Source organism: Micromonospora sp. DT43 (assembly GCF_049841645.1).
Taxonomy (GTDB): Bacteria; Actinomycetota; Actinomycetes; order Mycobacteriales; family Micromonosporaceae; genus Micromonospora.
On record NZ_JBNCKR010000001.1, the window covers coordinates 174,802 to 201,671 of the forward strand.

30 protein-coding genes are annotated in these 26,870 nt (G+C 70.8%); 11 read left to right on the forward strand and 19 right to left on the reverse strand.

Features of this window, described 5'->3' with window-relative positions:
* Positions 1–49: 49 nt before the first annotated feature.
* The 7 genes from ACLQ26_RS00830 to ACLQ26_RS00860 form a co-directional block, all read right to left on the reverse strand.
* Positions 50–394 carry a hypothetical protein gene (locus ACLQ26_RS00830; RefSeq protein WP_425742623.1) on the reverse strand — a complete coding sequence of 115 codons (345 nt, stop codon included), beginning with the start codon at positions 392–394 and terminating at the stop codon, positions 50–52.
* A 55-nt stretch (positions 395–449) separates the two neighbouring features.
* Positions 450–902, reverse strand: a complete 453-nt coding sequence (locus ACLQ26_RS00835) for an SUKH-3 domain-containing protein (RefSeq protein ID WP_425742624.1) — start codon at positions 900–902, stop codon at positions 450–452.
* The gene (locus tag ACLQ26_RS00840; RefSeq protein WP_425742625.1) at positions 902–1,420 is read right to left on the reverse strand and encodes a hypothetical protein; all 519 of its coding nucleotides are present in this window, start codon (positions 1,418–1,420) and stop codon (positions 902–904) included. Before ACLQ26_RS00840 ends, ACLQ26_RS00835 begins: the two co-directional genes overlap by 1 nt.
* The gene (locus ACLQ26_RS00845) at positions 1,413–1,907 is read right to left on the reverse strand and encodes a hypothetical protein (protein WP_425742626.1); all 495 of its coding nucleotides are present in this window, start codon (positions 1,905–1,907) and stop codon (positions 1,413–1,415) included. Before ACLQ26_RS00845 ends, ACLQ26_RS00840 begins: the two co-directional genes overlap by 8 nt.
* Before the next feature lie 3 nt (positions 1,908–1,910).
* The gene (locus ACLQ26_RS00850) at positions 1,911–2,228 is read right to left on the reverse strand and encodes a hypothetical protein (protein ID WP_425742627.1); all 318 of its coding nucleotides are present in this window, start codon (positions 2,226–2,228) and stop codon (positions 1,911–1,913) included.
* A 7-nt stretch (positions 2,229–2,235) separates the two neighbouring features.
* On the reverse strand, positions 2,236–2,655 hold the full coding sequence (locus tag ACLQ26_RS00855; RefSeq protein WP_425742628.1) for a YbaB/EbfC family nucleoid-associated protein: 420 nt from the start codon (positions 2,653–2,655) through the stop codon (positions 2,236–2,238).
* 208 nt (positions 2,656–2,863) lie between these two features.
* Positions 2,864–3,025: a hypothetical protein gene (locus ACLQ26_RS00860; protein WP_425742629.1), complete on the reverse strand. Its 162-nt coding sequence runs from the start codon at positions 3,023–3,025 to the stop codon at positions 2,864–2,866.
* A gap of 178 nt (positions 3,026–3,203) precedes the next feature.
* On the opposite strand from ACLQ26_RS00860, the gene ACLQ26_RS00865 reads away from it, so the two are divergent.
* Positions 3,204–3,638 carry a hypothetical protein gene (locus ACLQ26_RS00865; RefSeq protein WP_425742630.1) on the forward strand — a complete coding sequence of 145 codons (435 nt, stop codon included), beginning with the start codon at positions 3,204–3,206 and terminating at the stop codon, positions 3,636–3,638.
* A 166-nt stretch (positions 3,639–3,804) separates the two neighbouring features.
* On the opposite strand, the gene ACLQ26_RS00870 is transcribed toward ACLQ26_RS00865, so the two are convergent.
* The 3 genes from ACLQ26_RS00870 to ACLQ26_RS00880 all read right to left on the reverse strand — a co-directional run bounded on the left by ACLQ26_RS00870 (position 3,805) and on the right by ACLQ26_RS00880 (position 7,195).
* Positions 3,805–4,686 (reverse strand): PhzF family phenazine biosynthesis protein, encoded by an 882-nt coding sequence (locus tag ACLQ26_RS00870; RefSeq protein WP_425742632.1) that lies wholly within the window; start codon positions 4,684–4,686, stop codon positions 3,805–3,807.
* Positions 4,687–5,070: 384 nt separating this feature from the next.
* The gene (locus ACLQ26_RS00875) at positions 5,071–6,051 is read right to left on the reverse strand and encodes an AraC family transcriptional regulator (RefSeq protein WP_425742633.1); all 981 of its coding nucleotides are present in this window, start codon (positions 6,049–6,051) and stop codon (positions 5,071–5,073) included.
* Positions 6,052–6,211: 160 nt separating this feature from the next.
* Entirely contained in the window at positions 6,212–7,195 is a 984-nt protein-coding gene (locus ACLQ26_RS00880; RefSeq protein WP_425742634.1) for an AraC family transcriptional regulator, read from the reverse strand.
* 353 nt (positions 7,196–7,548) lie between these two features.
* Between ACLQ26_RS00880 and ACLQ26_RS00885 the strand changes: the two genes are divergently transcribed.
* The gene (locus ACLQ26_RS00885; protein ID WP_425742635.1) at positions 7,549–7,977 is read left to right on the forward strand and encodes a lasso peptide biosynthesis protein; all 429 of its coding nucleotides are present in this window, start codon (positions 7,549–7,551) and stop codon (positions 7,975–7,977) included.
* A 35-nt stretch (positions 7,978–8,012) separates the two neighbouring features.
* On the opposite strand, the gene ACLQ26_RS00890 is transcribed toward ACLQ26_RS00885, so the two are convergent.
* Complete coding sequence (locus ACLQ26_RS00890) at positions 8,013–8,294, reverse strand: PqqD family protein (protein WP_425742636.1); 282 nt, start codon at positions 8,292–8,294, stop codon at positions 8,013–8,015.
* Between the two features lie 645 nt (positions 8,295–8,939).
* On the opposite strand from ACLQ26_RS00890, the gene ACLQ26_RS00895 reads away from it, so the two are divergent.
* Positions 8,940–9,899 carry an AraC family transcriptional regulator gene (locus tag ACLQ26_RS00895; protein ID WP_425742637.1) on the forward strand — a complete coding sequence of 320 codons (960 nt, stop codon included), beginning with the start codon at positions 8,940–8,942 and terminating at the stop codon, positions 9,897–9,899.
* A gap of 9 nt (positions 9,900–9,908) precedes the next feature.
* On the opposite strand, the gene ACLQ26_RS00900 is transcribed toward ACLQ26_RS00895, so the two are convergent.
* Positions 9,909–12,950, reverse strand: coding sequence for a BTAD domain-containing putative transcriptional regulator (locus ACLQ26_RS00900; protein ID WP_425742638.1), 3,042 nt, complete (start codon positions 12,948–12,950; stop codon positions 9,909–9,911).
* A gap of 242 nt (positions 12,951–13,192) precedes the next feature.
* Between ACLQ26_RS00900 and ACLQ26_RS00905 the strand changes: the two genes are divergently transcribed.
* From ACLQ26_RS00905 to ACLQ26_RS00930, 6 genes are all read left to right on the forward strand, one after another.
* Positions 13,193–13,987, forward strand: a complete 795-nt coding sequence (locus ACLQ26_RS00905; RefSeq protein WP_425742639.1) for a hypothetical protein — start codon at positions 13,193–13,195, stop codon at positions 13,985–13,987.
* Positions 13,988–14,070: 83 nt separating this feature from the next.
* Entirely contained in the window at positions 14,071–16,851 is a 2,781-nt protein-coding gene (locus ACLQ26_RS00910; RefSeq protein WP_425743121.1) for a BTAD domain-containing putative transcriptional regulator, read from the forward strand.
* Between the two features lie 92 nt (positions 16,852–16,943).
* A complete protein-coding gene (locus ACLQ26_RS00915; RefSeq protein WP_425742640.1) occupies positions 16,944–17,663 on the forward strand; it encodes a hypothetical protein in 720 nt (239 codons plus the stop codon).
* A gap of 43 nt (positions 17,664–17,706) precedes the next feature.
* Positions 17,707–18,591 carry a hypothetical protein gene (locus ACLQ26_RS00920; protein ID WP_425742641.1) on the forward strand — a complete coding sequence of 295 codons (885 nt, stop codon included), beginning with the start codon at positions 17,707–17,709 and terminating at the stop codon, positions 18,589–18,591.
* Positions 18,592–18,777: 186 nt separating this feature from the next.
* Complete coding sequence (pyrE, locus tag ACLQ26_RS00925; protein ID WP_425742642.1) at positions 18,778–19,302, forward strand: orotate phosphoribosyltransferase; 525 nt, start codon at positions 18,778–18,780, stop codon at positions 19,300–19,302.
* 116 nt (positions 19,303–19,418) lie between these two features.
* Positions 19,419–20,588 carry a serine hydrolase domain-containing protein gene (locus ACLQ26_RS00930; protein WP_425742643.1) on the forward strand — a complete coding sequence of 390 codons (1,170 nt, stop codon included), beginning with the start codon at positions 19,419–19,421 and terminating at the stop codon, positions 20,586–20,588.
* A gap of 99 nt (positions 20,589–20,687) precedes the next feature.
* On the opposite strand, the gene ACLQ26_RS00935 is transcribed toward ACLQ26_RS00930, so the two are convergent.
* Positions 20,688–21,758 (reverse strand): helix-turn-helix domain-containing protein, encoded by a 1,071-nt coding sequence (locus ACLQ26_RS00935; protein WP_425743122.1) that lies wholly within the window; start codon positions 21,756–21,758, stop codon positions 20,688–20,690.
* Between the two features lie 409 nt (positions 21,759–22,167).
* On the opposite strand from ACLQ26_RS00935, the gene ACLQ26_RS00940 reads away from it, so the two are divergent.
* Positions 22,168–23,016, forward strand: coding sequence for a helix-turn-helix domain-containing protein (locus ACLQ26_RS00940; RefSeq protein WP_425742645.1), 849 nt, complete (start codon positions 22,168–22,170; stop codon positions 23,014–23,016).
* Complete coding sequence (locus tag ACLQ26_RS00945; protein WP_425742646.1) at positions 23,006–23,185, forward strand: DUF397 domain-containing protein; 180 nt, start codon at positions 23,006–23,008, stop codon at positions 23,183–23,185. Before ACLQ26_RS00940 ends, ACLQ26_RS00945 begins: the two co-directional genes overlap by 11 nt.
* 92 nt (positions 23,186–23,277) lie before the next feature.
* Here the strand turns inward: ACLQ26_RS00945 and ACLQ26_RS00950 are convergent, their stop codons facing one another.
* From ACLQ26_RS00950 to ACLQ26_RS00975, 6 genes are all read right to left on the reverse strand, one after another.
* Positions 23,278–23,706, reverse strand: a complete 429-nt coding sequence (locus ACLQ26_RS00950) for a hypothetical protein (RefSeq protein ID WP_425742647.1) — start codon at positions 23,704–23,706, stop codon at positions 23,278–23,280.
* Positions 23,696–24,361: a hypothetical protein gene (locus tag ACLQ26_RS00955; RefSeq protein ID WP_425742648.1), complete on the reverse strand. Its 666-nt coding sequence runs from the start codon at positions 24,359–24,361 to the stop codon at positions 23,696–23,698. Before ACLQ26_RS00955 ends, ACLQ26_RS00950 begins: the two co-directional genes overlap by 11 nt.
* Complete coding sequence (locus ACLQ26_RS00960; protein WP_425742649.1) at positions 24,358–24,618, reverse strand: hypothetical protein; 261 nt, start codon at positions 24,616–24,618, stop codon at positions 24,358–24,360. Before ACLQ26_RS00960 ends, ACLQ26_RS00955 begins: the two co-directional genes overlap by 4 nt.
* 2 nt (positions 24,619–24,620) lie before the next feature.
* Positions 24,621–24,884 carry a hypothetical protein gene (locus ACLQ26_RS00965; protein ID WP_425742650.1) on the reverse strand — a complete coding sequence of 88 codons (264 nt, stop codon included), beginning with the start codon at positions 24,882–24,884 and terminating at the stop codon, positions 24,621–24,623.
* A 201-nt stretch (positions 24,885–25,085) separates the two neighbouring features.
* Complete coding sequence (locus ACLQ26_RS00970) at positions 25,086–25,592, reverse strand: DivIVA domain-containing protein (RefSeq protein ID WP_425742651.1); 507 nt, start codon at positions 25,590–25,592, stop codon at positions 25,086–25,088.
* A gap of 67 nt (positions 25,593–25,659) precedes the next feature.
* On the reverse strand, positions 25,660–26,847 hold the full coding sequence (locus ACLQ26_RS00975) for an NAD(P)/FAD-dependent oxidoreductase (protein WP_425742652.1): 1,188 nt from the start codon (positions 26,845–26,847) through the stop codon (positions 25,660–25,662).
* Between the last annotated feature and the right edge of the window lie 23 nt (positions 26,848–26,870).

The window sequence follows — 26,870 nt, forward strand, 5'->3', positions numbered from 1 at the left end:
GCGAACGGCGGTTGCTTCTCGGGTCGATTCAGTACGGAGCCGCGTGGGGTCAGGACCAGTCGAACATCCGCACCGGCAGGAGTACAAGAACGACGGTCGCGGCGACGGCGAGCAGAACACGCACGGGGCGAAGACCTCGCCACCACGGGATGATCCAGAGCAGCAACCACATGGCGCCCGAGATCGCCACGTGCACGCCGATCACCCCGAGGGTCGTCTCCTCGCACATGTTGTCGGCCACGGCCTTCTCACACACCGCTGGCGGGCCGTTGTGGTCGCCGAGGTTTCCCAACAATCCGACGATGCCGGTCAACACAGGAGCCGCCACGAGGGTGAACAGTGGCGTCACCAACCATCCGGCGAGGTCACGGCGCCGGTCCGTCAGCCGTTCCACAGGCGGAACGGTACAGCCGGGCATCGACACTTCCAACCTGGGCGGTGTCGGCTCGTCACTGCCCGGCCGGGGCCTCTTCGCCTTCGAGTAGTCGGGCCAGGCCGGTGAGGCCGGGGCCGATCCTCTTGATCTGATCGTTGAAGAGCAGATGGATCGTGCCGTCGGCGTCCATGGCCACGCTGGCGTGCCCGTCGTGCTCCTCGCCGAGCGGGTAGAGCTGACCGGCCGTCGGCCCGGAGAGGCTGTCGAACCACACCTTCTGGCCGAGGCACAGCAGTGGATCGAGCCGGACGCCGAGCCGGGCGGAGTCGCGGCCGGGACCGCTCACCGGCACCACCAGGCCACCGAACTCGGTCAGGAAGGCACGGGCGGGGGCGTGCATGGCAAAGCCCTCGGGGGCGAGCGCCGACTCCCACTCGTCGACGTCCACCCTGCGGCGTGGCGTCCAACCTGCCATCTTGAGTGCCTGTGCCGCACGGTCCGGCAGTGCGCGGTCGTCTGCCCGCATCACAGCACCTCCCTCAGGTCGAACTCGTTGCGCAACGCCTTACAACTGTTGCAGCACGGATTGTGTGCGCCGTGGCCGGGGTTACCCGGAGCGCGAATCCGCGCGGCGCCGATCGCGCCGCCGCGCGGGTCGACGCCGCGGTCCAGCAGCTTCGACAACGACTGCGGGAGCGCACAGTTGCCGTGCCACGGTGCACGAAGATTCTGCGGCACTCGGTCGAGCGCACCTGCCACCTCGCGGTGGTGCGGATAGATCTTGTCAGGGCCGTCGCTCACCGACACGGCGGTGTGCCGCCCGTCCGCAGTGGTCACGGCCTCGGCGGTGCCATTGACCCGGCCGTTGCGCTGCTGGCGGTCGGCCTCTTGGCGGGCCCGATAGGACGCCTGGCGTGCCGGAGAGGCGTTGCGGGTAGGCCGCGCGCCCGGGTCCCCGCGGCGCCGACGCTTGACCTTCCTGAGGTCCCTGACCCATTCCCTGGCGAACCTCGCGGCCATCTTTCCGGTGCGGTTCTTACCCATCGGCCAACCGCCAGAGGGCCTCCTGCATCAGGTTGCCGACGATGGTGCGTGTCAGCGTCTGAAACACCGGAATCTCCAGCAGCGACGCTCCGAACGTCGGACCGGCGGTAGCGATCGCCTGTGCGATCTGGATCGCCAGCAGGGTCAGTTGAACGATGACCGCGATCTTCAGGGCCAGCACGATCGCGGCGCAGATCATGAGCCCGGCGCCGCCGACCACTGCTCCGGTCCCGTTGCTCTGCAGGCTGTCGATCGGGCTCTCCTGTTGGCCCCACCAGGCGCGGAACGCGTCGATGTCGGCACTCTCGTTGCCGGTCAGTGCGTTTCGGGCGGCCGTCTCCGCCTGCTGGACGAACGCGGCTACCTCATTGCTGAAATCGCACCACGCCTGGCCGAGCTCGAAGAGCTTCTGTTCGTCCGAAGCGGGCCAGGTGTAGCCCAGGATGTCGAGGAGGCTGCGCAGCTCGCCCGGAATCTGCAGACCCACGCGTCAGCCATCCATCCGTCTGAGGAGTACGCGAAAGAGATCGCCGTTGTCGGCCTCGTTCGCCTCGTGGGAACGCGCCATGGCCGTGAGGTCGTCGCCAGCGAAACCGAGTTCCTCGAGCGCCTCGACCAGTGACTCGAAGACGAACGACGCTGCTTCGTCGTACGCCACACCGAGCAGTGACCCGGTCTCGTCGTCGCCGAACGCGGGACCTATCGACGCCAGTCGGGCCTGGAAGGCAGTCAGCCGGTCGGCAAAGCCGTCCGCCATCGACCGCATGGTGGTGCCGGCGGCCGCGAGGTTCTCCGGGTCGATCTGCACGACGTCGTCACCCGCCTCGACGGCCCAGCCGGTCCTGCGCGTCGGCGAGCCCGTCGAGAAACGTGGTGAACTGCCGGGCGGCATCCTGCTGGATCTCGGTCAACTGCCGCCCAAGGTCACTCAGGTCGACCGGTCCCGCGGCGGATGCCGTTGCCTGCTGCAGATCTGCCAGGGCGTCGTTGACCGCGCTCATGATGTGCTCGGTCAGGGTCGTGAGGTCGCGCCGCAGGAGGCGTGGGTCAACCTCCAGGGCGGTCAGCCGGCCCGGCGGTGCGGCGGAAACCCGGACCATCCCGTCCGCAGCCTCGCCGCGCCCCACGGGCTGGGGCGCATCCGCGTCCTGCGCTCCGCCCGACTGCTGTGCGGACAGTGCACGCATCGTGTCGCTGAGCACCTTGTCGATCCCGTACGGGTCCGTCGACGCCACCTCAACCCCCGGATCTCCGCTTAGCCCTGCATCACCGAGATCTTAGGAGACTGGGACCACTGTGTGTCGTCCGCGGAGGAGCCCGATGCGATGCGCACCGCGCGGACAATCCTGATGATGGGCCTGGGTATGGGCCTGTGCGTCTCCATCGTGACAATCGTCGTGTTGGTTGATGTTTCGCACGGCATCACCGGCGCTGGCTCCGGTGTCACCAACGCGGGTGCTGCAACTGCTCGTCGCCGTCGCCGTCGCCGTCGCCGTCGCCGTCGCCGTCGCCGTCGGCGTCGGTGTCGTCTTCTTCGTGCTGCTCGAATCGCGGAACTTCCCGGACGCCGCAGAGAGCAGCACGGCGGTGGAACGCGTCAGCCATGGCGCTCCTTCTGGATCCGCTCCATGGTCGGCTACCAACTCTCGCGCCGCGGGTCCTGCCGTGCCGGCTTGGCGTCAACGGAGACGATGTCGTACGTCCGTCCGCAGCCCCGCGGGTCTGTATAGAGCGCACGGTGCCGCTTCTGGGCCGAAGTAACAGTCGTGGGCCAGTCCGGTGGGTGTCGATCGCGTACCTTGCAGGCATGCCACACCGTCGCCTCACAACGATTGCCTTTGTGCTGGCCCTTGTCGCGGCAGGTTTGGTGGGCGGCTTCGGGGCGGCCAAGCTTGCCGACGATCCGCACAGCGCCAGGCCGGAGCTGCTCGTCGGGGTGGTTACCTGGTCGAACGAGCAGAGCAGGTCCATCGTGTTCGAGGAAGACGGGACCACTCGCCGCCCTCTCGACGGCGACACGACCTACTCGGTGATCGCCGAAGGCTGGCAGGACGTCGGCGGGGCACTGCACCACGACGGTACGTACCCAAGCTGCCTGGCCGGCGAGAAGGACGATCCCGTTTCCACGGACCGGCACCGGGTGGGGCTTGAGGTCTTGCGTCGCGACACGGGCGGTCAGCCACAGCACATCGTCGTCCATGTCCGTTGCCTCGACTGATGGCATGAAACACCCGGGATGGAGAAGCAGCCCGCCGAGCCGAGGCGCCTATCCGAGGTGCAGCAACAAGGCCTAATCATGCAGTAGCGCACCAGTGTCAGCCCGGCCAGCGATTGCGGACGATGCAGCCTCCGTCGTACGGCTCACCGTCGGCTCGCCGGGCAGGCTACTGGGCGGGGGTGACACCAGTGCCGGCCTCCGGGTGGTGCACCAGGCCGCCGATCCTGGCCACGATGCCGTCCGGCGTGTGTCTCGCGGTGGCGAAGACGGAGGACGGGCGGCCGAGCGCGTCGCCCTGGTGCACCTCGATCTGACTCGTGTGGGACGTGTCGAGGAGGTGGGCGGCGAGGCAGCCGGCGCTGTTGGCGTTGACGATGTCCTCGTCGACGCCGATCGCGGGGGCGAACATGCGGGCGGTGGCTGGTCCTGCGGATGGTGAGAGCACGTAGGCGAAGCAGCCGAGATAGCCGAGCCGGCGGCACTCGGCTGCCAGCCGGGCGAAGTCCGGCCGCATCGCCGACAGCGTCCGGCGATCCTGGACACGGACGAGAAGCCGGGGCGTGCCGGGCGAGGCGACTCGCAGGTTGTCGGCGACGATGTCGCCGGGCGCCAGACCGAGGGCCGCGATGATGGCGCCGCGGGCTGGTTCGGCGTGGTCCCGCAGCGCGATGACGCCCTGCTCGAACCAGACTTCGATGGTGTCGTGTCGGCGGGTGGCGGTCACGGCGAGGGTTCGGTTACCGGTGCGCTGGTGGCCGTGGTGCTGGGTGCGGCCGGAGCGGTGCAGCAGGACGGCCTGCGCGGCGATGGTGCCGTGACCGCAGTTGCGGAGTTCGCCCTCGGCGGTGAAGAACCGTACGCGGGGCGGGGCCGCGCTGCTGCTGTCGACGAATGCGGTGTGGGAGGTGCCGACCGTCGCGGCGACAGCGCGCCGCTCGTCGTCGGTGCGGGTGGCATCGTCGATCACGACCGCGGTGGGGCTGCCACCTCGCCCATCGCGGGTGCAGGCATCCACCACGACCAGGTGCCGAGCGACGACCCGTGCCACGTCGAGCACCTTGCCACACCGTCGCCACGACCTGCGCGCCCACTTCGCGCACCGCCTCCGGCCTACCGGCTCTGCCGCAGCGCCGGTGCGGCGACCGCTGGCTTGTCGCCGTCCTGGAGATCTCCGCTGGCGTAGCGTCGAATCCGGGGTGAGCCGTTCGTAGTACAGGCAGGAGGCGGTCGGTGGAGGCCGCCCGGGACGAAGGAGTCTGGGAATGCCGTGATGCCCGACCCCGAGACGGACGCGCTGGTCCGTGAGGCCACCGGTCGCGGATGACGGCCCGGGTCTCCGCACAGGCCTGGAGCAGGGCGCGAGGCGGTGACCCCGGGATCGTGCTGACCGAAGCCCGGCCCTCGGGCGGTCCTGCGGCTGGGGAGGCGCGGGTCAGGAGTGCAGGGTGTCGCTGGGGGACCTGCCGTGCGCCGCCCGGTAGTCAGCGGCGAACCGGCCCGCGTGCAGGTAGCCCCAGCGGCGGGCGGTGGCGGCCACGGTGTCGCCTCGGGTGGGGTCGGCGGCGAGGAGGTCCTGGTGGGCCCGGTCGATCCGGGTTCGTCGTAGGTACGCCGTCGGCGTGGTGTTCAGGTGGCGGCGGAACGCCGCCTGGAGGGCGCGGGGTGTGATGCGGGCGGCGTCGGCGATCTGGGTGGTGGTGATCGCTTCGGCGGCGTGCGTCTCGATGAACGACACGGCGCGACGGACCGGGCCGGCGGGCACTGGGCCGGCGCCGGGCCGGTGGGACATCGTCATCGCGGAGTTCGGGAAGGCCGCGAGCGCGGCCGACGCGGCCAGGTCGATGGCGGCTCGGACCACCAGCGGGCTTCGTAGTGGCTCCGGCGGGCCGGTGAAGAGGCGGTAGAGGTGCGTGGCGGTGTTGTACCAGTACCGCCCGAGTTCCTTCGTGACCGGCGTCATCGCCTCGAATCGGAAGTCGGCCGGGTCGATCCCAGTCCGCTCGGTCGCCGCCTCGGTCACGATGCGCGGGTCCAGGTTGATGCTGTAGAGATCGAACTGCTGGCAGATGTTGATGATCGGGCGGTTGGGCCGCTGCAGGATCACCTCGCCGGGACCTGTCCACGCTGCCTCCCGGCCATCGCGTGTCTCGACCTGACCGTTCACCAGCGCGATGAGCATCAGGTCGCTCAGGGGTTCGAGATGGATTTCGACGTCCGCGCCGTACTGCATCCTGTTCAGCAGGATCGGCCCGAAGCCGACCGACTCCTCCCGGTAGGTGAACCGCCCGGCCACGCCCCGCATGCGTAGCTGAAGCCCCGCGCACGCCTGACGTATCCCATCGTTGGCCTGCGAGATCTCGGAGGTCGTGTACCTGTGCAGGATGGCCAGATCTGCCGTCCCGACGTCCTGCATCCTGCCTCCTTCGTCACCAAGCGGGGCAGCGTCCGCGGTCGCTCGTGGCGGGCCAGGCGGACGAAACGTGAGAACGCTGCCCTGTTCTCAACGAAGCCGAGCCTCGGCCGATGCGGTCTCCGGCATCCGCGTCGCCTGCCGGCACCTCGCGGCGGCCGGATCAGGAGTGCAGGGTGTCGCTCGGGGAGCGGCCGTACGTGGCCCGGTAGTCGGCCGCGAACCGGTCCACGTGCAGGTAGCCCCAGCGATGGGCGGTGGCGGCCACGGTGTCGCCTCGGGTGGGGTCGGCGGCCAGGAGGTCCTGGTGGGCCCGGTCGATCCGGGTTCGTCGTAGGTACGCCGTCGGCGTGGTGTTCAGGTGGCGGCGGAACGCCGCCAGGAGGGCGCGGGGTGTGATGCGGGCGGCGTCGGCGATCTGGGTGGTGGTGATCGCTTCGGCGGCGTGCGTTTCGATGAACGACACGGCGCGGCGGACCGGGCCGACGGGTACCGGGCTGGCGTCGAGGTGGTGGGAGAACGTCATCGCGGAGTTCGGGAAGCAGGCGAGCGCGGCCGACGCGGCCAGGTCGATGGCGGAACGGATCACCAGCGGGCTTCGTAGCGGCTCCGGCGGGCCGCTCAGGAGACCATAGAGATGAGTCGCCGTGTCGTACCAGAACCGGCCCATCTCGCTCGTCATCGGCGTCATCGCCTCGAATCGGAAGTCGGCCGGGTCGATGCCCGTCCGTTCGACCGCCGCCTCGGTCACCGTGCGCGGGTCCAGACTGATGCTGTAGAGGTCGAGATGCCAGCCGAAGTTGACGAGAGGGCGGCCGGTCCGCTGCAGAACCACCCCGCCGGGACCTGTCCGCGCCTCCTCCCGGCCATCCCGCACTTCCGCCCGCCCACGCACCATCGCGACGAGCATCAGGTCACGAAGTGGCTCGAGATGCATCTCGAATTCCATGCTGCACTGCACCCGGGTTGCCAGGATCCGTCCGACGTCGATCAGGTCTTCCCGATACGTGAATGGCGCGTCGAGGCGCCGCGGCCGAAGCTCGAGTCCCGCGCATCTCCGACCGATCACGTCGTTCGCCTGCGTGACCTCGCGGGTCGTGAACTGGTGCCGAGTGGTGGGATCCGCTGCCTCGGCGTTCTGTTCCATCGGTCCTCCCTCGTCGCGAGCGGGCGGCGACCGTCAGCCGCGTCCGCTCGACGATGTGCGACGCGCCGAGTGGACGAGACATGAGAGCAGCGCCGTGTTTTCAACGAAGGTGGGGCTCTGCCGACGCGGCCGCAGATGCCGCATGGTCGGCAGGTGGTCGCGGCGGGCCGGGGGCCTCGGCCGGGCAGGCGGTGACGACGGCGATGGACGCGCTCTGTCCACAAGCCGCAGCCGGCGGGTCAGATTGCGCCGGCCGGGGTCAGCGAAGAGCCATCGCGCAGAGGATGCGTGGTAGTTCGAAGAGACGCGTTCACGCGCCCACCGTGCCCCGCCGCCCCGGAAAGGTAGGTCCGATGCCACGCTCGTCCCGGCAAGGGGGCGTGCTGACCGCCCGTCCGGGTGCCATGGCCCGGCTGATCCGTGGGTACGGGCTGCGGGGTCTGGCCCTGGTGGCGTGGACGATGCTTGCCTGTCGGCGAGTGCGTCGCCAACTCGCCAGGGGTGGACTGGGCGCGGTGCGCCTCGCCGCGCCCCCGGCCGGCGGCACCGACACGCTGGTCCGCGGAGCACTGCGCCGCAGCGGCGGCAACTGTCTGGAGAGCGCGCTCGTGCGGCAACGCTGGTTCGCCGAGCGAGGGGTGGCTCGGACCGTGGTCATCGGGGTCAGCGACCCGGCTGCCGGCTTCCACGCCCACGCCTGGCTCGACGGCGACCCGGACCCGCACCGGCATGGTTTGGCCGAGATCCTGCGGCGCCCGGCCCCGCAGGCCTGGCTGCGCTGATCAGGCCGGCGGGACCGGCACGCCCCCGCGGCGCGTCACAGGCGTTCGATGAGCTCGATGGCCTCCAGCTCGGCGAGGAACGCGTGCACGTCGGCGACGGCCCGCTCCAGCTCGACCGGCCCCTGTTCGGCAAGCACCTTGGCCAACTCGGTTGCGGTGGCTCCGGCCATCAGGTGCGGCCACAGCATCGCGGCCGAACGGTCCAGAGCCAGGTAGACGGACTGCTGGATGTCGAGCAGCACGGTCTCGTCGCCGGCCGCACGCCAGGCGACCCGGTTACCCCGGACCCGGTACACGGTCGCCGTGTCGGCGTTCACTTCAAACCCTCCACATTGGGTCGTTGCTGCGGCGTCCCGGCGGTGACCGTGGACACCGCCGCCTCGAAGCGCCCCATGGGTTTTCCTCCCCGAGCATGGTCGACGGGTTGCTCGCGCCCGTCGTTCCGGCGGGCGCAAGACCGGCCGACCGGGGTCGCATCGTCGCGTAACCCCGATCGGCCGGCCGACTGGGCCGGGCCAGCATGAGTGGCTCGGTCAGGCAGAGGCTAGGTGCGGTGGACGGACTTCACCGCGTCTGCTGAATAGTCGTGAACCCGACAGTTTCGGGGACAGAAACGCGTAACCGCAATGTCACAAAGACCCTGCTCACGCCCCTGGACGGCCTCGGCGCTGCCGAGGGAGGCAACTGGACGACTTTGATTGTTACCTGGCAGAAAACCGTTCCGCGAGCCGTCATTCGCGAATCGGCCAGCCCGGTACGGGAACCGGCTCGGGTGGCCGACTCGGCGTGTCGTACCAGCGGTGGATGCCGCCGCCGACGTCCCGGAAGTCGTCGCCAGGCCGTTGCGAACCACTGTGTGACACGTTCAACCAGATCGGGCCGGACTGACCGCCCGACGGAGGTGACGGCCCATGCCGTGGACGGGGGACCCTGACGGGCAGGAGCCTGTTACCCGAGACATTGTGGAGACCGATGACCCAGAACGTGCACATCACCTGATCGCACAGCGTTTCGGAGAACACCGCGTCCGGATCTCCGGTCCACCCGCCCGGTTCCACTACCGGCGGGTCACACTGCGCGCCGACGACCTGGAGATCGGTGAGACCCGGTACACCATGCGCAACCGCACCGAGTCGTTGCCCTATCCCGACTTCGCCACGGTGAGCGTGACGCACGGCCGGTACGCCGTCCGCACCGACGGCGAGGAACTGCGCCTCGGGCCCGGCACGACAGGCCGATACCCGGAGGTGGACGCCGTCCATCTCGTCGACGACCTGGCGTCGGTCGTCGTCCGGCTGCCGATGCAACGGGTCGCGGCGGCCGCCTCCCTCCGAACCGGCCTGCCCGCCGCGAACTTCCAGTTCACGACGATGGCGCCGCTGTCCCCGGCGATGGCCCTGCTCTGGCAGTCGGTGACGGCGTTCGCCCGGCGACAACTCGCCGTCAGCGCGGTGGTGGCCAGTCCGCTGGCCCGGGCCGGCCTCGTGGAGATGGTGGCGACAACAGCCGTCGCGGTGTTCCCGAACACCACCATGACCATCAACTATCTGCCCGGCCAGGCAGGCGTCGGCCGGGCGATCGTGCGTCGGGCCGCCGAGTTCATCGAGGCACACGCGGCGGCACCGTTGACCGTGGGCCGGATCGCCGAAGCCTGTGAGGTCAGCCAACGCGCGTTGCAGGCCGCGTTCCAGCGCTACCACGGGCAGACGCCGATGGCGTTCCTGCGCGCCGTCCGACTACGCCAGGCGCACTGGGACCTGCAACACGCCAAACCCGGCCAGACGGTGGCGGAGACGGCCCGTCGCTGGGGGTGGACCCATCCCGGGCGGTTCGCGCAGGCGTATCGCGAGGCGTACGGCTGCCACCCCTACGACACCCTGCGCGGAACGGGAGTGACGGCGCCGAGCGAGCAGGGCCGGTGACGAGCGACGTCACACACGCTCGGCGTCGCACAACGCGCCCCGCGCCCGGGGCGGTACGCCGATGGCGGCCATCGCCTCCACGTAGCGTCGATACCCCTGCGCGGCCTCGCCGTGCCGGCCGGCAGCCGTCAGCGTCCGGATGAACTCGGCGTGCACGCCCTCGTCGTACGGCTCCAGCTCCAGGGCGCGACCGAGGTGCCGGACGGTCTCGTCGGTCTGCTGGGCGTCGCGTGCCAGCGAGGCCAGCGTGCGTACCACCCGCAGGTAGACGCGGCGTGCCTCCTCGCGGGTCGGTCGGGACCAGTCGTCGTACGGCTCGTCCTCCAGGAAGTCGCCCCGGTAGCGCTGTTCGGCTAGCAGAAGCGTGGCGCGCGCGTCCTCGGTGGCACCGCGCTCAGCCAAGCCGAGGCCGTGTGCCGACTCGGCGAGGAACTCCTCGACGTCCAGCTCGACGTGACCGACGTCGAGCGCCAGACTGGGGTGCGCGGCGATGATGAAGTGGTCCGTCGTCGTACGGCGCTCCGGATCCAGGACGCCGCGCAGGGTGGACAGGGCCACGGACAACCGGTGGCTGACCCGACCCGGGTCCTGGGCGGGCCAGAGCATCTCGCCGAGCTGCTCGCGGGGCACCGCGCGACCACGCCGGGCGGCGAGGATCCGGAGCAGATCCCGCGCCTTGCGGGATTGCCAGGCCGCGGCCGACACCTGCGAGCCGTCCACGAAGACCTCGAAGCGGCCGAGGGTGCGGACGGTTACCTGTGTGACGCGGCGCGGGCCCCGCCCGGCGAGCGTCGGCGGCGGCACACCGGCGGCGGTCAGTCGCTCGACGGCAAGCCGGGCGTCGACGCGCTCCTGAGGATCCGCCCCGGGCAGCAGGCTGAGCAGCACCGCGAGTCGGTCCGCCGCGACCGCCGACCGAATGTCGCGCAGGGTCGCCGCCGCCTCCCGCCAGACCTGCCGGGTCTCGTCCGAGTCGGTGGCGGCGGCACCGCGCAGTTCCAACGCCTCGGCGAGCGCCGCGCGGTCACGGTGCAGGCGGGCCACGGTGGACGCCAGCAGCGCCACCTCGGCGGCCCGCCGACGGTCGCCGATCTCCAGCGCGACCCAGCCGAGCGCGAGGCGGGCCATCGCCGAGTCCGGGCCACGTTCCAACTCGACGGCGCGTTGTGCCAGGGCGAACGCCGCGGGACCGTCCTCGGCGGCGAGCACGCGGGCCAGTCCGGCGAGCGCCGGCACCTGGATCTGGTGGTCGTTCACGGGTTCGCTGGCGCGCAGCGCCTCCTCGTACGCCGCGCGGGCCAGGTTGGTGCGGCCCCGCAGCGCGTGGACATCGCCGATCCCCACCAGGGGGTACGCCACCTTGCGGGAGCCCATGCGCTGCAGCAGCGGCACGGCACGCTCGTAACAGGCGGTGGCCTCGGCGAGCTGACCGAGATGGAAGTGGGCCGCGCCCTCGTTGCAGAGCGCCAGCGCCAGCATCGCGGCGTGCCCGTTGGCCTCGGCCAGCTCCAGCGCGGGGCGCACCTCGGCCAGGGCGTCGGAATATCGACCCTCGCCGACCAGGGCCGACGCGCGGTTGGCGCGGATGCGGACCACCTGGACGGTGTCCCGTGCCGCCTCGGCGGCCCGCAACGCTCTCTCGTGGTGCTCGTCGGCCGCCGGGCGATCGCCGCGCAGCTTGGCGTCCAGGGCGAGCGCGGTGTGCGCGGCCGCGAGCGCCGCGTCACCGCCGACGGCCGTCGCCGCCGCGAGGGCGTGTTCGGCGTTCCGCCGGCACGCCTCGGCGTTCCCGGTCGTCCACAGCGCCGCGGCGGTCCAGGCGAGCAGTCGGACGTTGTCGGTGGACGGGTGCGGGTCGAGCCCCCCGCGTTCAAGGACCTCCAGGGCGGCCTGCGGCTCGCCGCGCAGGTAGTGCACGAGGCCGTACCGCCAGGCGAGCCCGGCGTCGAGGGGTTCCTGACGATCAGCCAGCGCGGCGTACACGGCGAGCGCGGCGTCGAAGTCGCCGCGCATCTGCAACGCCTCCCCGTAGAGCAGCCGCTGGCCGTCGGTCCGGGCGGGCTCGGGCAGGGACCCGAAGGCGTCGACGACGGCCTCGGCGTGACCCGAGGCGAGCAACTCCGTGCCGTGGTCGGTGAGGATCCGTGCCGACGCCGCGGGAACACCTGATTTCCCGTACGACCGAAGGGCCGGAACGAGGAGCCGGCGCTCGACGTACCACCCTGCCGCCTTCGCGTGCAGGCGTCGCTGCGCGGCCGGGACCAACGGGAGACGGCGGCGGGCGACGTCGGCGACGACCGGGACCATCCGGTACGCGAGCCCGTCCGCAGCAGTGGCGACGAGGATGCCGGCGCGGGCCAGGTGCTCCAGCCAGTGGCCGGCGTGCCGGTGCCCGAGGAAGCCGCACAGCTCGGCGTGGATCGGGTCGAGGTGCGCCGCGTCGCGCAGCAGCCGGTGGACCTCGGGTGGCAGCTCCGCGAACACCTCCCGCGCCAGATAGGACTCCAGTGGCGTCTCCGGCCCGGTCGGGTCGTCCGAGTCGGTGCCGGCGGCGGCCATCCGCCCGGCCACTGTGACAAGCGCCGGCCAGCCACCTGTCGCGGCGTGGATCCGGCTGGCGAGCGCCGGGTCGGTCAGGCCGTGGCCGGCGGCGAGGACGGACGCCACCTGATCGGGCGAGAGTCGGAGATCCGCTGGGCCGTGCTCGGCGAGCAGCGCCGCCTGCCGCCGGGAGAGCGTGGGCGGGTGGCGGGTCACCAGCACGATCCTGAGCTGCGGAGGAAGCCCCTGCAGGGTGTCGAGCAGTGCCGCCAGTCGGCGGCGGGAGAGGCGCGGCACGTCGTCGAGGACGAGCCAGCCCGGTTCGCCGGCGGGCAGGTCCCGCGCGGATCGGGTGCCCAGGGCGACCAGCCACTCCGGACCGGCCGTTGCCAGCGCGGCCACGTCCGGGCCGTCGCACCAGCGCGCCGGGCGGTCGCCCAGCCAACCGCGTACGGCGGAGGTCTTGCCGTATCCCGCCGCGGCGACCACCAGGGTGCACCGCTGGCTCACCCCCTGATCCGCCGTCGCGTTCATCGGCTGCCCGCACGTCGAAGCTGGTCCATTCCTCAATTGATGGCGTGCCGGCGGCTGCGCGTACGGGAACGTCGCCGTTACGACACCGAAATCCCGGCGCATTTGACGCCACCTTGACGCCGCTCTGAACCCCGCCTCGAAGGATGTCCCCCGAAAGGCACGCAGAGGTGCGGACCGTCCGGGTCGGCATCTCGTGATCGATCGGATGAGGAGTGGTGATGGCAAGAGTGCTGTCGGGACGGGCGCTGCTCGCGGTGCTGGTCGTCCTGCCGACGTTGACCGCGTGGAGCGCCGCGCCGGCCAGCGCCGCCGGCCAGTCGAGCCCGGGGGTGTACGACGACGAGCCCGTGGACCGCGCCATCGAGGTGGCGCGGCTGGGCTACCAGAACGGCGTGCGGGTGGTGTTCTCCCGCGACGAGGAGTCCGGTGACTGGGGTCTGCGCCAGGACGGGGAGATGGGCCGCAACGCGCCCCTGGCGTACGACGAGAAGCAGAGCATGTTGGCGGCGTACCTGACCCTCACGCCCCGGTCCGTGCCGGTCCCGCGGGCTTTGCTGTCGGAGCCGCCGGCCGGCACGCCGACCCCGCCGGAGCTGGCGTACCGGACCATCGCCGCCACGGTGGTCGTCGCCGACAACCTCGCCGTGCCGGCGTCGAGCGCGATGTCGGCCACCGCCACGATGACCTGCTGGGACCTGTACTGGAACTCGTACAACTGGGCCGAGCTGCCCGGATATCCGAATCCGGCGTCGGTGTGGCACCCGACGAAGACGTACTACTCGTCGGACTTCGGTGGGATGAAGATGTACTCCTACAGCTACCTCGCCAACTGCGGCGGGTACGCCCGGCACCGGATCTACTACAAGTCGGGCGGAAACTACCACAAGCACCACGACTACGAGGTGGCGTACGCCCACTGGCAGGCGGTCAAGAAGGGTTCGGTGCACCGCTACCGCAAGGTGCTCTACGACGGCGCGGAGGGCGACACCCGCAACGGCAAGTACACCGGCTGACGACAGCGGACAGGTCCGGCGTCGTGTCCATTGCGCGACGAACAGGTCGAGCCCGCGAGCTGCGGAACTAGCCTGATTCGGTGATGTCGATGGCTGACGCGGGTGTACGCGTCCGGCTGCTCGGCCCGGTGGAGGTGGTCGCCGCCGACGGCCCGCAGGCGGTGAACGGGCTGCGTCGCAAGGCGGTACTGGCGACGTTGGCGCTGCACGCGGGTCGGGTCGTGAGCGTCGACCGGCTCATCGACGTGGTCTGGGGCGAGCGCCTGCCGGCCACCGCGGAGAACACGCTCCAGCGCCACGTCTCCTACCTGCGCGGGGTGCTCGGCGAGCCCGGATCGATCGTGGCGCGTCGGCCCGGTTATCTGCTCAACACCGGGCCGGAGTCCACGGACGTCCAGGTCGCCGAGCACCTCCTGGAACTGGCCCGCCGCGCCACGGATCGGACGGAGCAGGTGACCCATCTGACCGAGGCGCTGGCGCTGTGGCGCGGACCGCCGCTTGCCGACGTGGCCGGGTCGGCCTGGCTTGAGGAGCAGGCGGAGCACCTGGCACGCCTGCGGTTGGAGGCCGAACGGGCGCTCGCCGAGGCCCGGCTGTCGGTAGGCGAGCACGCGCGGCTCGTCCCCGGGTTGGAGCGTCTCGTCCGGCAGCACCCCTTCGACGAGCACCTGCACGCGCAGCTGATGCTCGCCCTGTACCGGGACGGCCGACAGGGCGAGGCGGTCACCACGTACCGGCGGTTGCGCGACGCCCTGCGCGACAACCTCGGCATCGAGCCCAGTCCGCGGCTGCGGGATCTGGAGCGCGCCATCCTGCGCCAGGACACCGCCATCGCCGCGCCCGCCCCGGTGGCGACGGCACGGGTGGTGGCGGTGGCGGCGCAGTTGCCTCCCCCCGTACCGACGTTCACCGGGCGCGACGCGGAACTCGCCGCCCTGGACGCGCTCATCGACCGGGGCGGCGCCGTCGTGGTGTCCGGCACCGCGGGCGTCGGCAAGACCGCCCTCGCCGTGCACTGGGCGCACCGCGCGGCCGGACGCTTCGCCGACGGCCAGCTCTACGTCAACCTGCGCGGCTTCGACCCGGCGGCCACACCCACCGACCCGACGCGAGCGCTGCGCGGATTCCTCGAGGCGCTCGGCGTTCCGGCGGCGCGGATGCCCAGCGAACCGGACCTGATGGTCAGCCTGTACCGCACGGCGGTGGCCGGCAAGCGCCTGCTTGTGGTGTTGGACAACGCCCGCGACGCCGAGCAGGTCCGACCGCTGCTGCCCGGCTCACCCGACTGCCTCGCGATCGTCACCAGCCGGGACCAGCTCACCCCGCTTGTCGTCACCGAGAGCGCCCATCCGGTGATCCTCGACCTGCTGAGCCCCGACGAAGCCCGCGACATGCTGGTCCGCCGGCTCGGGGCGCACCAGGTCGCCGCCGAACCCGCAGCGGCCGACGACATCGCCGACCGCTGCGCACGGCTGCCCCTCGCGCTGGCCATCGTCGCGGCCCGAGCCGCCACCAACAGGCGCCTCTCGTTGGCAGCGGTCGCCGGTGAGCTCGGTGACCTGAACGCCTTCCACGGAGGCGACGAGGCCACCGACGTCCGAGCGGTGTTCTCCTGGTCGTGCCGCACGCTCAGCCCGCCCGCGCTCCGGCTGTTCCGGCTGCTGAGCCTGCATCCCGGCCCGGACGCCGCCACCCCGGCCGTGGCCAGCCTCGCCGGCGTCACCCCGGCGGCGATCGGCCCCCTGCTCACCGAGCTGACCCGGGCGAACCTCCTCACCGAGCACACCTACGGGCGGTACGCGTTCCACGACCTGCTGCGCGCGTACGCCGCCGGCCTGGCCGACGAGGCGGAGTTCCCGGCCGACCGGCAGGACGCCGTACACCGGTTCCTCGACCACTGCCTGCGCGCCGCACACGCCGCGGACCTCGCACTGCACCCGCACTTCAGCGACATCAGCCTTCCGCCGCCCCGGGCCGACGTGACACCGGAAAACCCCAGGAACAAGTCGGCTGCCACGGCGTGGTTCACCGCCGAGGTTCCCGTTCTGCTCGCCGCCGTGCCGCTCGCGGCGCGGTCCGGGTTCGAGGGACACGCCTGGCGGCTCGCCTGGGCCATGGCCGGTTTCCTGCACCGGCAGGGGCACTGGCAGGACTGGCTCGGCACGCAGCGGATCGCTCTCGCCGCCGCGTCGCGCATCGGCGATCAGGCCGGGCAGGGCCACGCCCACCGCAGCCTCGGTCTCGTCTGCTCCCGGCTCCGGCGGTACGACGAGGCGAACGACCACCTGCGACGTGCGCTGGACCTGTTCGCCGACGTCGGCGACGACGCCGGGCGGGCACACACCTGCCTCAACCTCGGTCAGCTCGCCGAGCGGCAGGGGCAGCACCACCAGGCGCTCGGCCACTCCCGGCGGGCGCTGACGCTTTTCCGGCAGGCCGGGAACTGGGCCGGGCAGGGGTACACCCTCAACGCGGTCGGTTGGCAGGAGGGGCTGCTCGGCAACCACCACCGTGCCCTTCAGGCGTGTGGTGAGGCCCTGCGGATGTTGCAGGAGGTGGACGACGTGCAGGGACAGGCCGACACGTGGGACAGCCTCGGTCACGCCCATCACCAGCTCGGCGACGACCGGCGGGCGATCACCTGCTACGAGCACGCCCTCGAACTCTTCGCGCAGGTCCACGACCGGTACGCGGTGGCGAGCACGTACGTCAATCTGGGCGGCAGCCACCGAGCCCTCGCCGACCTGGGCGCCGCCCGTACCGCGTGGCACCGCGCCCTGAGCATCCTCGACGACCTCGGCGACGCCGACGCCGACTCGCTCCGCGCCGACCTCGAACAGCTCGACGTCACCCGGCTGTCCTGACGCTCCGCGCTTTCCGCACGCTTTCCGGGCCGTTTCAGCGCGGGCCGGCACTCTTCGGGCACCAGTTTCCTCAGCTAGGAACGGAGTGTTCGATGAGTCGCTTGGCACGTAACCTCGCGGTGGTCGGGGCGGTCGGCGGGTTGGTGCTCGCCACCTCCTCCGCGGCCGTGGCCCGGACCGACAAGCCGCCGACCAGGGGCACCGACTGTGTGGTGCAGTACGTCGACGAGCGCGGCGGGATCGTCCGCACCGAGACCGAACCCGAGGGTCGGGAGCACGGCCGGTTCCGCTGCGTCGCCGGGCAGTGGACGTACGCCTGGGACCCGTTCGGGGCGGACGACAAAATCGTGGCCGACGAGATCTGGATCGACCCGTCCGGCGCGGTCTCGGTCCGGCGGTTCACCGGTCCCGCGCTCGGCAACGAGCTCACGATGGGCGAGATCGCCGCCATCGCCCAGGCCGTCACCGGCAGCGGCGACGTGCTGATCGACCGCGCGATCGTGGCGGTCGACGACGGCAAGGAACGGACCCCGGAGCAGGTCGAGGCGCTGCTGGCCGGAAAGGACACCACAGGCGTACGCGTGCTGAAGACCATCGAGAGGCCGGATGCCGCCCTGTCGGCGAAGGACATCATCGACGAGGCCGGCGGCCTGCCGGAGACGACTGTCGTCTACTTCAGCCTCTGGGGCGCGATCAAGTCGGTGTTCGCCTGGATCGTGGACACGATCACCGACATCGGTGAGTGGATCGACGACCGCTGCGACTGGGGGTCGCCGAACGATGTGGGCGACGTGATCACGTGTCGCTGGTAGCCCGTCCGACCCCGCCGACACCGATTGCCGAGATGAGGACAACATGACAGCTCTGCGGGACATCACCAGGCGCGTCACCATCGTCACCGCGGCACTGATCGTCGGGCTGACTGCTTCGTACGCGCCGGCCCAGGCCGCCGAGGATGAGGCCCGGACGACGGTCACCGACCAGCCCGGCGCCCCGGGGATCATGCTCCAACAGTTCGAGGACCTGACCGGCCGGCCCGTCGGCGAGCTGGACACGGTGCTGGCCGTCGACACCGGAGGGCGGAACCTCACAGTCGACCAGCTCGACGCGCTCGTCGCCGGCAAAGAGGTCGACGGCGTCAGGGTCCTGGGCGCGATGTCCGGCGGCCGGGACATCCTCGACACGACCATGGCCGACCTCGCCGACGGCGTGTACGACGGCAGGGGTGACAGTGGGACCGCGACGTCCTCCCTGCTCTTCGCCTCGTCCACGCCGGAAGGCAGGGAGTGGTGCCTGACCATGTGCATGGCCTCGGGCAAGTCCTTCTGGGAATGCGTCCTGTCGCGTCGCGGCGACCAGATCCTCACCCTCGAACTCGCCGGCGACACCACACTAGGCGGGATGAAGGCGGCCTTCGCGGAGGCCAACGGCGTCGCCGTCGAAGGGCCGTACGCGGTGGAGACGTTGGCCGGCGACGCCGAGCCCTCGGCGGAGGAGATCGAGATGCTCCTCGACGGCAAGGAGGTCGACTCGCTGCGTCGGATGGCGACAGTGGAGGGACCGGACCCTGGGTGGGCACTGAACGACATCGCCGAGAAGTCGGGCGTTCCCTACGTGAAAAAGTGGACGCACATCGTCAGCTTCGAGGTCCCCATCCTCGGGAAGGTCGTCGTGTTCTGCGTCTCGTACAACAACGGGAAGACCTGGAGATGTAAGTCCTACCAGTGGGGCGGGTTCTAGCTGGTAGGCCGACGATCCCGCTCAGCGTCGGCGGCACCTGCCGACGCGGAGCGGGATTCCACGTTTCCTCGCGCCGAGGCTCGCCTTCCCGGGAGCGACTGTGGACGACCGCCCGAGCCCGAGTCGCCCTTCTTCGCCGACGGGGTCAGGTACTGATCGCGTCGGTAGGGATGCGAGGCTGAGGGCGTGCCGTCCTCGCTTGCGCGTCGTGTGTACGAAGCCTGCCACCTGACCGGGTCGTTCCGACTGCGCTCCGGTCAGGTGAGCCCCGAGTACTTCGACAAGTACCTGTTCGAGGGGCAGCCCGGTCTGTTGCGTGACGTGGCCGAGGCGATGGTCGCCCTGCTGCCGGAGTGCGACGTGCTGGCGGGCATGGAGATGGGCGGCATACCGATCGCCACAGTCATGTCGCAGCTGACCGGGCTGCCCACGGTCTTCGTGCGCAAGCAGGCCAAGGAGTACGGCACCGGCAAGGCTGCCGAGGGTGGCCCGGTGGACGGCCGGCGCGTCGTGGTGATCGAGGACGTGGTCACGACCGGAGGTGCGCTGCTGGCGTCGTGCCGGCTCCTGCGCGCCGGCGGGGCGGTGCTCGAAACGGTGGTGTGCGCGATCGACCGTGAGCAGGGCGGGCGGGAGAACCTGGCCGCCGAGGGGCTGCTGTTGCGGGCCGCCCTCAACCGTCGCGAGCTGGAAGCGTCCGCACGGACCTGATGACTGCGGCGGGGTAGCGCAGGCTGTACCCGAGGAGGGCAGCAGGAGGGATCGTCCCGGTATCGGAATTCTTGAACCATTGATGGCATCAAGCGTTCCGCTACCGAGGAGTCGTCATGACCCTGCAAGCCCCTCCCTCCACCCGCCGTCGTCGGACCATGCGGGTCGCCGCCGGGGCGTTGGCCGCCGTCGCCGTCCTGACCGGCCCTCCGGCGTTCGCCGCCGCCGAGTCCAGTCGGCCCGCCGGCACACGGGACACCGTGCAGCGGCACCTGGGCCGGCTGGTCAGCGAGGACGGCTTCCCCGGCGTGCTCGCCTCCGTGCGGGGCGCCGACGGGCGGGTCCGCGACTACACCGCAGGCCCGGTCCCCCGCGACGGCCAGGTCCGCATCGGCAGCAACACCAAGACCTTCACCGCAGTGGTCGTCCTGCAGTTGGTGGGGGAGGGGCGCATCGACCTGGACGCCACGGTCGAGCACTACCTGCCCGGCGTCGTGCGGGGCAACGGCAACGACGGTGGCAAAATCACCGTACGTCAGTTGTTGCAGCAGACGAGCGGCCTCTCCGACTACGACGACGTGCTGTTCACCAAGCCGCAGGACATCGTCGACAAGAGCCACTCGTACTACCAGCCGCGCCGGCTGGTGGACGCCGCGCTCACGAACGCCCCGCACTTCACGCCCGGTGCGAAGTGGGAGTACAGCAACACCAACTACGTCCTCGCCGGGCTCATCGTCGAGCAGGTCACCGAACGACCCATCGGCGAGGAGATCACCAACCGCGTCATCAGGCCGCTCGGTCTGCGCGACACGTACTGGCCGGGCGTCGGCGAGCAGCGCCTCCGGGGCACGCACCCGCGCGGCTACGTCGCGGTGGCCCCGGGCGCGGAGTGGGTGGACGTCACCGACATGGACCCGTCCCTGGGCTGGGCCGCCGGCCAACTGGTGTCGACCCCGGACGAGCTGCGGACCTTCTTCGAGGCGCTCGTCGGTGGCAGGCTGCTCAAGCCCGCGCAGCAGGCGGCCATGATGACGACAGTGCCCGCGCCCGGCTTCGAGCCGACCGGCGAGTACGCGTACGGGCTGGGCATCGCCCGGCACGAGCTGCCCTGCGGCGGCGACGCCTGGGGCCACGGCGGCGACATCCAGGGCTTCGAGACCCGCAACCTCGTCACCAGGGACGGCCGCAGCGCCGTCGTCGCGGTGACCGCCCTGCCGACCGGTGAGCAGATGCTCGCCGACGTGAACGAAAGCGTCGAAACGGCGCTGTGCGCCACCGACCACTGAGGGGGCACAGGCTGCTCCTCCCGCGCCCCATGGACCGGATCTCACCGGTCTGCGGGGCGCGGCGCGCTGCCCGGAGCAGGTCGCCGAGCAGATCCGGCCTCATCGGGTGAGCCCGACGAACGTGGCCAGTCGCGCCACGTCGGTGGCTGCGGAGCCGCTGTGAGCCATCTCGGCGATGAGGGTACGGGCGGCAGGGCGGCAGCGGACCTCGGCGGGCGCGATGGTGTCGGCGTCGGCGAGGGAGTGTCCGGCGGCAGAGAGGTCGCCGAGATCGAGGTAGGCGCGGGCAGCGTCAATGAGGTGGGCGGCTCGATGTTCCGCGGGCAGTCGAGGCCAGTCGGCGCGGCGGACGGCCTGCTCGTGCTGGTGCACGGCGTGGTCGGTGTCGCCGAGGTGCAGGGCGGTGAGAAAGCGGGCGACCAGCACGGCGCTCGGCCCGAACGCGGTGTGGTGGGGGTCGTCGTCCCCGGTGCTGCGGTCAGCCAGGGCGGTGGCGTGGTCGAGCAGGTCCTCGACGCGGCGGCGCTCGGCACAGGCGGCCGCAGCCATGGCGGCCTGGAGGAGCAGTGTTCCGCGTACCCCAGGGTGGGCCGCGGTGCCGGTGGCAGCGAGCGCCGCGGTGAGGGCGAGTCGGTCGCGGCCGAGTGCGCGTAGCGCCTGGGCGACGCTGATGGTGGCGGCACCGACGCGGACGGGGTCGCCGGCGGCGGCGGTGACGGCCCGGTCGGCGGCCAGCCAGGCGAGGTCGGGCTCGCCGAGTTTGACGAGTATGCAGGCGGTGATCCGGTACGTGGGCAACAGCAGGGTTGGTGTGGTGTGAGCGGCGTCGAGCAGTGCGGGTAGCGCCCTGAGAAGTGGGGCGTAGTGGGCGTGTTGGTAGCTGAGCCAGGCGTGCGCGACGTGGCGTTGGACCTCGCCGGCAGGCAGGGTGCGGGTGGGCCGGTGGTGGTAGTGCGCCAGGGCGGCGCGGACCGCGTCGACGCCGTCCAGGCCGATGGTGGCCGTCGGTGGCGGCGTGCGGGAGGCGAGGAGGACGGCCGGGTCGACGCGTAGCACCTCGGCGATTTCCTGCACGACGGAGTAGCGGTCCAGGCCGCGTACGCCGCGTTCGACCTTGTCGACCCAGCTCTTCGACTTGCCGAGTCGGTCGGCGAGCATCTGCTGGGTCATCCGACGTCGCGCCCGCCACCGGGCCACCCGCCTTCCGACGGGCTCGTCGCGCTCCAACGCTGGCCCGGTCACCTGTCGCGTCCCTCGGGTAGCGGCTGGGTGTGCTGGCCGCAGTGGGGGCACCACCTCGCCTTCACCCGAAACGCCAGCAGCCCGAGCAGAAACCCCGGCACCAGCCCTCCGAACACCATCGCCGCCACTCCGGAAATCACGCATCACCTCGCCTCCTGGCGTGGGTCACGCAACGTGTGACCCTTCACCGACCACGCACCCTGTGGAACCTGTTCATTGCGTGCAGTAGTCAGAGTTGCGCATCAAGTGATGCAAAGCAAGCTTCTCGATGTGATCAACATTGACACGCATCGGGTTGAGGGAAGACAACCGGGTGATGGTGGTGCACGATATGCGCATGCCTCGATTCACTCCTGCAACACCACGCTCCCGCAGGCTCGGCCGGGAGCTGCGCAAGCTACGTGAAGCAAAGGGACTGACCGGTGACGGCGCGGCGGGAGTCGTCCGCTGCTCGCCGTCGCGGATCAGTCGGATCGAGTCCGGCGAGATCAAGCCTCGCGTCGGCGACGTCATGGAGTTGCTGGTCGCCTACGGCGTCAAGATTGACGAGGAGCCCGGCACGTCGGTCCTGGAGCAGGCGCGTGGCCTGCGCGAAGAGGGCTGGTGGCAGCGCCTCGGCGGCAAGTACGCCACCTACATCGCTTACGAGACCGAGGCCGTCGAGCTGAAGAACTTCGAGCCGATGCTGGTGCCGGGTCTACTCCAGACCGAGGCGTACGCCCGCGAGGTCAACCTCATCGGCCGGGAGACCGACCCCGAAGGCGTCAAGGAGCGGGTCGCCGCTCGGATGACGCGGCAGGAGGTGCTGCACCGCAAGCCGACACCGCTGCGGATGCACGCCATCCTCTCCGAGGCGTCGGTGCGGACCGAGGTCGGCGGTCCGGCGGTGCTGCGTGAGCAGCTCGACCACCTGGTCACGCTGAGCCGGCTGCCGAACGTCACGATCCAGGTGCTGCGCTTCGAGGCCGGCGCCCATCTGGCGATCAGCAGCGGCTTCGTCCTGCTCGACTTCGAGCCGGACGATCCGCCGCTGGGCTACATCGAGACTCTGGCCGGCGAGCTGTTCCTGGAGTCGAGCCGCGACCTGGCGCGGCTGTCGGCGGCGTACGACAATCTGAGGACACTGGCGCGGTCACCGGCCGAGTCGATCAGGTTCATCAAGGAGTTGAGCGAGGATGTCACGTAACGCCTGGCGCAAATCGAGCCGGTCCGGCAACAACGGTCAGTGCGTCGAGGTGCGGGATCGCGGCGCTCAGGTGGACGTGCGCGACTCCAAGGCCCCCGACGCCGGCATGCTGAGCTTCGAGCCGGCGGCCTGGGGCATGTTCATCGGCAGCATCAAGGCGTCTCACTGACGTGCTGAGGCTTGCGGGGCGGGGCAGTGGTTGAACCACTGCCCCGCACATTCTTGCGGAAGCCGGTGCTCAGCGTTAGCGATGCCAACTGCCTACAGATACTCGGCTGCGACTTGTTCCGCGTCGTCCACGAAGTCATCAAGCTCGGCCGGCGACATCTTCGCCTCAAGGAGTAGCTGTCCGAGAACGAAAACTTCAGCCGCGATGATGGTCTCGGCGGGAATGTTGTCGGCCAGTTCCTCCTCGCCGAGGGCGGCGCGGATGAGGCCTTCCATCTCGAGGGCTGGCAGGGTGTCTCCTTCCTCGTACTGCGCACGGGTCGCCGAGACCCAGGCAGCCACCTCGGTCGGCGTAGCGTCTGCGTCGAAGCGCCGGTGGACGGCGAGGGCGAACGCAGCCCCAATGACCTGAAGGCCGCCGACCCAGCCGCTCCCGCCGATCTCGCCTACCAAGGCATCGGCGGTATCCCAGTCAGCACGGGCCAACGCCCGAATCAGGTTGCTGAGTGCACTAACGTCCACGTCTCCAAAACCTCGCAATCAATTTGCCGGTCGTCGTTGCCAACCGGCTTGCCGCCACACCTGCCAGCAAGCCAACTACCACGAGATTTCCTGCGGCCTCGGCACCATCGATCCTCGCCCGAGGTGCCGATGCCGGGACCGTGGGGGTGCCAGTGCCCGTTGATTGTGTCCCCGAAGGACCATTGGGGTTGGTGAAAACTTTGATCAACTTTTGAGTCTTGTCGGTGGCGTTGGCCGCGTGCTCCTGGAGATCATCGGCCTTCCGCAGAGAGCGGTTGACCCAACCCCGCGCCTTGGCGCGAGCGATATCACGACGGTCGCTGTCCGCCAGGAGGTCCTCGCCGGACGGTGGCCCGGAGGCGGCTGCCGCCGATTGCGGTGCCGAACCGGGGGCGATGACGTTCAGAAAGTCGGCGACGTTACGGGCGGCGTCGCTGCTCAACCGGGCAATCCGGAGGGCCTTGTCCGCGCCGGTGCGGCTCTGGCTCACCGCCGCCCGTAACTTCGGATGGTCGGTGCCCCTGCCGACACCGGCGTACCGGGCGTTGCCCTCGGCGACATCCGTCGCGGCACGGTTCGCCTGGACCGCGAGTGCGTCCAGTCGGTCGATCGTGGATCTGAGCTGGGCCACCACCTGGGCAAGCAGGCTGCTCACCCCAGCGCCTTCTCGAACTCGTTCCCACTCTCCTGTGCGGCGGTGATGGCGCGGAGGGCCAGTTTCACCTCGCGTACCGCCTCGGCGATGGCCTTGCGGGCCTTCTCGGCCTCGTCCCGTCGACTGTCATGCAGCGTGGCGAGCATGAAGCCAGCAGCCTCGTTCAAGGAGTCGCCGATACCTTCGACAGTTGTTCTGCCCTGGTCGAGCAGTTGGCTCGCTTCCCTGAGCGCTGCCTTGACCTCACCGATGCTCACGGTCAGCCAAGGATGCTGATGTACTGCCGGGCTGCCGCGGTGCTGCCCTGGAGAGTGGTGGCTGCTTCGATCAGGCGTTGTTTGCTCTGCTCTGCTCGGGCGATGGCCTCGGAGAGAGCAGGGTGCCCGGTGCCGGCGGCGACCGCGCGCAGGCGGGCAAGTACCTGCTCGGTGCTCTCGATGGTGGCCCGGATCTGGCTCGTCGTCGTGTTGCTCTGCTCGGCTGCCTGGGCGAGGGCGGCTTTGACTTGCTCGATGCTGGCCATGTCGTCCTTCCGGTCGACTGCGCGGCGAGGGATGCCGGCGTGCTGCACGTGCAGTAGCGACGCAGACACTACCCAACATGAATCCCTCTCCGTAGCCCGTCTTCTGGACGTGTGCGGCCCGCGCAGCCCTGGCCTCGGGTGTCACTTGAGCGCTGATTCGTAGTCGTCGCTCGATGAAGCCTTTGAACGCATCCGCTTCCGTCAGGCGTGACGGCTCGGATCGTCGTCCGCCGCCGACACTCGGGTGGGCGGTATCGGATTGGGTTCCCAGCGGGTGCCGGTGATCCCGGCAGCCTGTTCGTGCGCCCGGTTCAGGATTGTCTCCGCCTCCCGTCGCGCGGCGGTCACGATGCCCTCCGCCTCGCTGCGCGCGTTGGCGCGGTGGTCGTCGGCCTGCTGCTCGGCGAGGTCGAGGATCTGCTCCACCCGGGTGCCGAGACCGCTGAGAGTCGTCGACTCCCGGTTGCGTCGTCGTCGTTGCGGGCCGGCCGTGTCGCCGGGGGTCGTCGCGTCGTCAGCCACCTCGTCGCGGTCGACCAGGCCGTCCTCGACGAGACGGGACTCCGTGCCGCCGACCAGGAAGAGCGCGACGCCGAGCGCGGCGACTGCCACGCCGGACCAGACGGCGGCCGGCCCGAGGGACGGGCCGACCGCGACGCCGACACCGAGCCCGACGAGGGCGGCGGCGGTCCTGGCTGGCTTGCGCACGAGTCCTCCTACGGCGGTACGGGCGAGGGCTTCGGCTTCCAGCATGACGATCGAGTCAACACTCCGATCACGAGATCGTCGCGGCGGTCTCCGATCGCGCCGTGGTGACGCGGCGGCGGCGCACCGGGTAGAAGATCGGGTGGGAGACGCTCCAGGCCGCGCCCTTGCAGACGACCTCCTTGTAGCGGGCCGCCAACCTTCCCGCGAGCAGGGCCGGCTTGGCGCGGTCGTCGGCGGTCACGTACTGGATGATGCCGTCGCGGCGGCCGAGGCTGATGCACTGGTTGAAGTAGCGCAGCGGGGCCTTCGGGATCCTCGTCCGACCGGTCAGGCGTGCGGCGATGGCGTCGGCGGCCTGCCAGGCCATCGGGGTTCCCGAGGCGCAGGACATCCGCAGCGGCCTGCCGCCCGGCCCGGCGGCGAGTCCGGCGTCGCCGACGGCGTACACGTCGGGGTGCGAGACGGAGCGCATCGTGTCGTCGACGACGATCTGCCCGGTGGCCGCGACCGTCAGGGTCGTGGCGGCGGCGATGGGGTGGACGGCGAAGCCCGCCGTCCACACTGTCACCTGGGCCGGAATGGTCCGACCGTCGCCGGTGAGCGCCCCGCTCGCCTCCACCCGGGCGATGTCGGTGTGCTCGTGGACGATGATGCCGAGCCGGTCGCAGACGCCCCGCAGGTGCTGTCGCGCCTTCTCGTTGAGCCAGTCGCCGAGGCCGCCGCGGGCGGCGATCGCGACGTCGAGGTCGGGGCGGGCCTCGGCGATCTCGGTGGCCGCTTCGAGACCGGTGAGGCCCCCGCCGACGACGAGCACGGTCCCGCCGGCCGCGAGCTGGGCGAGGCGGTCGCGCAACCGCAGCGCCGACGGCCGGCCTGAGACGTCGTACGCGTGCTCGACGACACCGGGCACGCCGTGGTCTGCGGCGGCGCTGCCGAGGGCGTAGACGAGAGTGTCGTACGCGAGCTCGTCGGCGCCACGCTCGTCGGTCACCGCGACGGTCCGGTGCTCGACGTCGACGGCGGTGACCCGGGCGAGGCGGACCCGCACGCCGGTGCCCGCGTACACCTCGCTCAGCTCGTGGCGTGTGAGGTCCTGCCCGGTGGCGAGCTGGTGCATGCGGACCCGCTCGACGAAGTCGGCGGCGGCGTTGACGACTGTGATGTCGACGTCGTCGGCGTGCAGTCGCCTGGCGAGACGTCCGGCGGCGATCGCTCCGGCGTAGCCGGCCCCGAGGACGACGATGCGATGCTTCATGGTGGCGCTCCTGTCTCGGTGGT

Bases quoted from the DNA above. Each gene is read 5' to 3' on its own strand.
- ACLQ26_RS00835 (WP_425742624.1), bottom strand. From the start codon at position 902: ATGCGGGCAGACGACCGCGCACTGCCGGACCGTGCGGCACAGGCACTC.
- ACLQ26_RS00840 (WP_425742625.1), bottom strand. From the start codon at position 1,420: ATGGGTAAGAACCGCACCGGAAAGATGGCCGCGAGGTTCGCCAGGGAA.
- ACLQ26_RS00860 (WP_425742629.1), bottom strand. From the start codon at position 3,025: ATGGCTGACGCGTTCCACCGCCGTGCTGCTCTCTGCGGCGTCCGGGAA.
- ACLQ26_RS00875 (WP_425742633.1), bottom strand. From the start codon at position 6,051: ATGCAGGACGTCGGGACGGCAGATCTGGCCATCCTGCACAGGTACACG.
- ACLQ26_RS00880 (WP_425742634.1), bottom strand. From the start codon at position 7,195: ATGGAACAGAACGCCGAGGCAGCGGATCCCACCACTCGGCACCAGTTC.
- ACLQ26_RS00885 (WP_425742635.1), top strand. From the start codon at position 7,549: ATGCCACGCTCGTCCCGGCAAGGGGGCGTGCTGACCGCCCGTCCGGGT.
- ACLQ26_RS00905 (WP_425742639.1), top strand. From the start codon at position 13,193: ATGGCAAGAGTGCTGTCGGGACGGGCGCTGCTCGCGGTGCTGGTCGTC.
- ACLQ26_RS00910 (WP_425743121.1), top strand. From the start codon at position 14,071: ATGTCGATGGCTGACGCGGGTGTACGCGTCCGGCTGCTCGGCCCGGTG.
- ACLQ26_RS00915 (WP_425742640.1), top strand. From the start codon at position 16,944: ATGAGTCGCTTGGCACGTAACCTCGCGGTGGTCGGGGCGGTCGGCGGG.
- ACLQ26_RS00920 (WP_425742641.1), top strand. From the start codon at position 17,707: ATGACAGCTCTGCGGGACATCACCAGGCGCGTCACCATCGTCACCGCG.
- ACLQ26_RS00930 (WP_425742643.1), top strand. From the start codon at position 19,419: ATGACCCTGCAAGCCCCTCCCTCCACCCGCCGTCGTCGGACCATGCGG.
- ACLQ26_RS00935 (WP_425743122.1), bottom strand. From the start codon at position 21,758: ATGACCCAGCAGATGCTCGCCGACCGACTCGGCAAGTCGAAGAGCTGG.
- ACLQ26_RS00940 (WP_425742645.1), top strand. From the start codon at position 22,168: ATGCCTCGATTCACTCCTGCAACACCACGCTCCCGCAGGCTCGGCCGG.
- ACLQ26_RS00945 (WP_425742646.1), top strand. From the start codon at position 23,006: ATGTCACGTAACGCCTGGCGCAAATCGAGCCGGTCCGGCAACAACGGT.
- ACLQ26_RS00965 (WP_425742650.1), bottom strand. From the start codon at position 24,884: ATGGCCAGCATCGAGCAAGTCAAAGCCGCCCTCGCCCAGGCAGCCGAG.
- ACLQ26_RS00975 (WP_425742652.1), bottom strand. From the start codon at position 26,847: ATGAAGCATCGCATCGTCGTCCTCGGGGCCGGCTACGCCGGAGCGATC.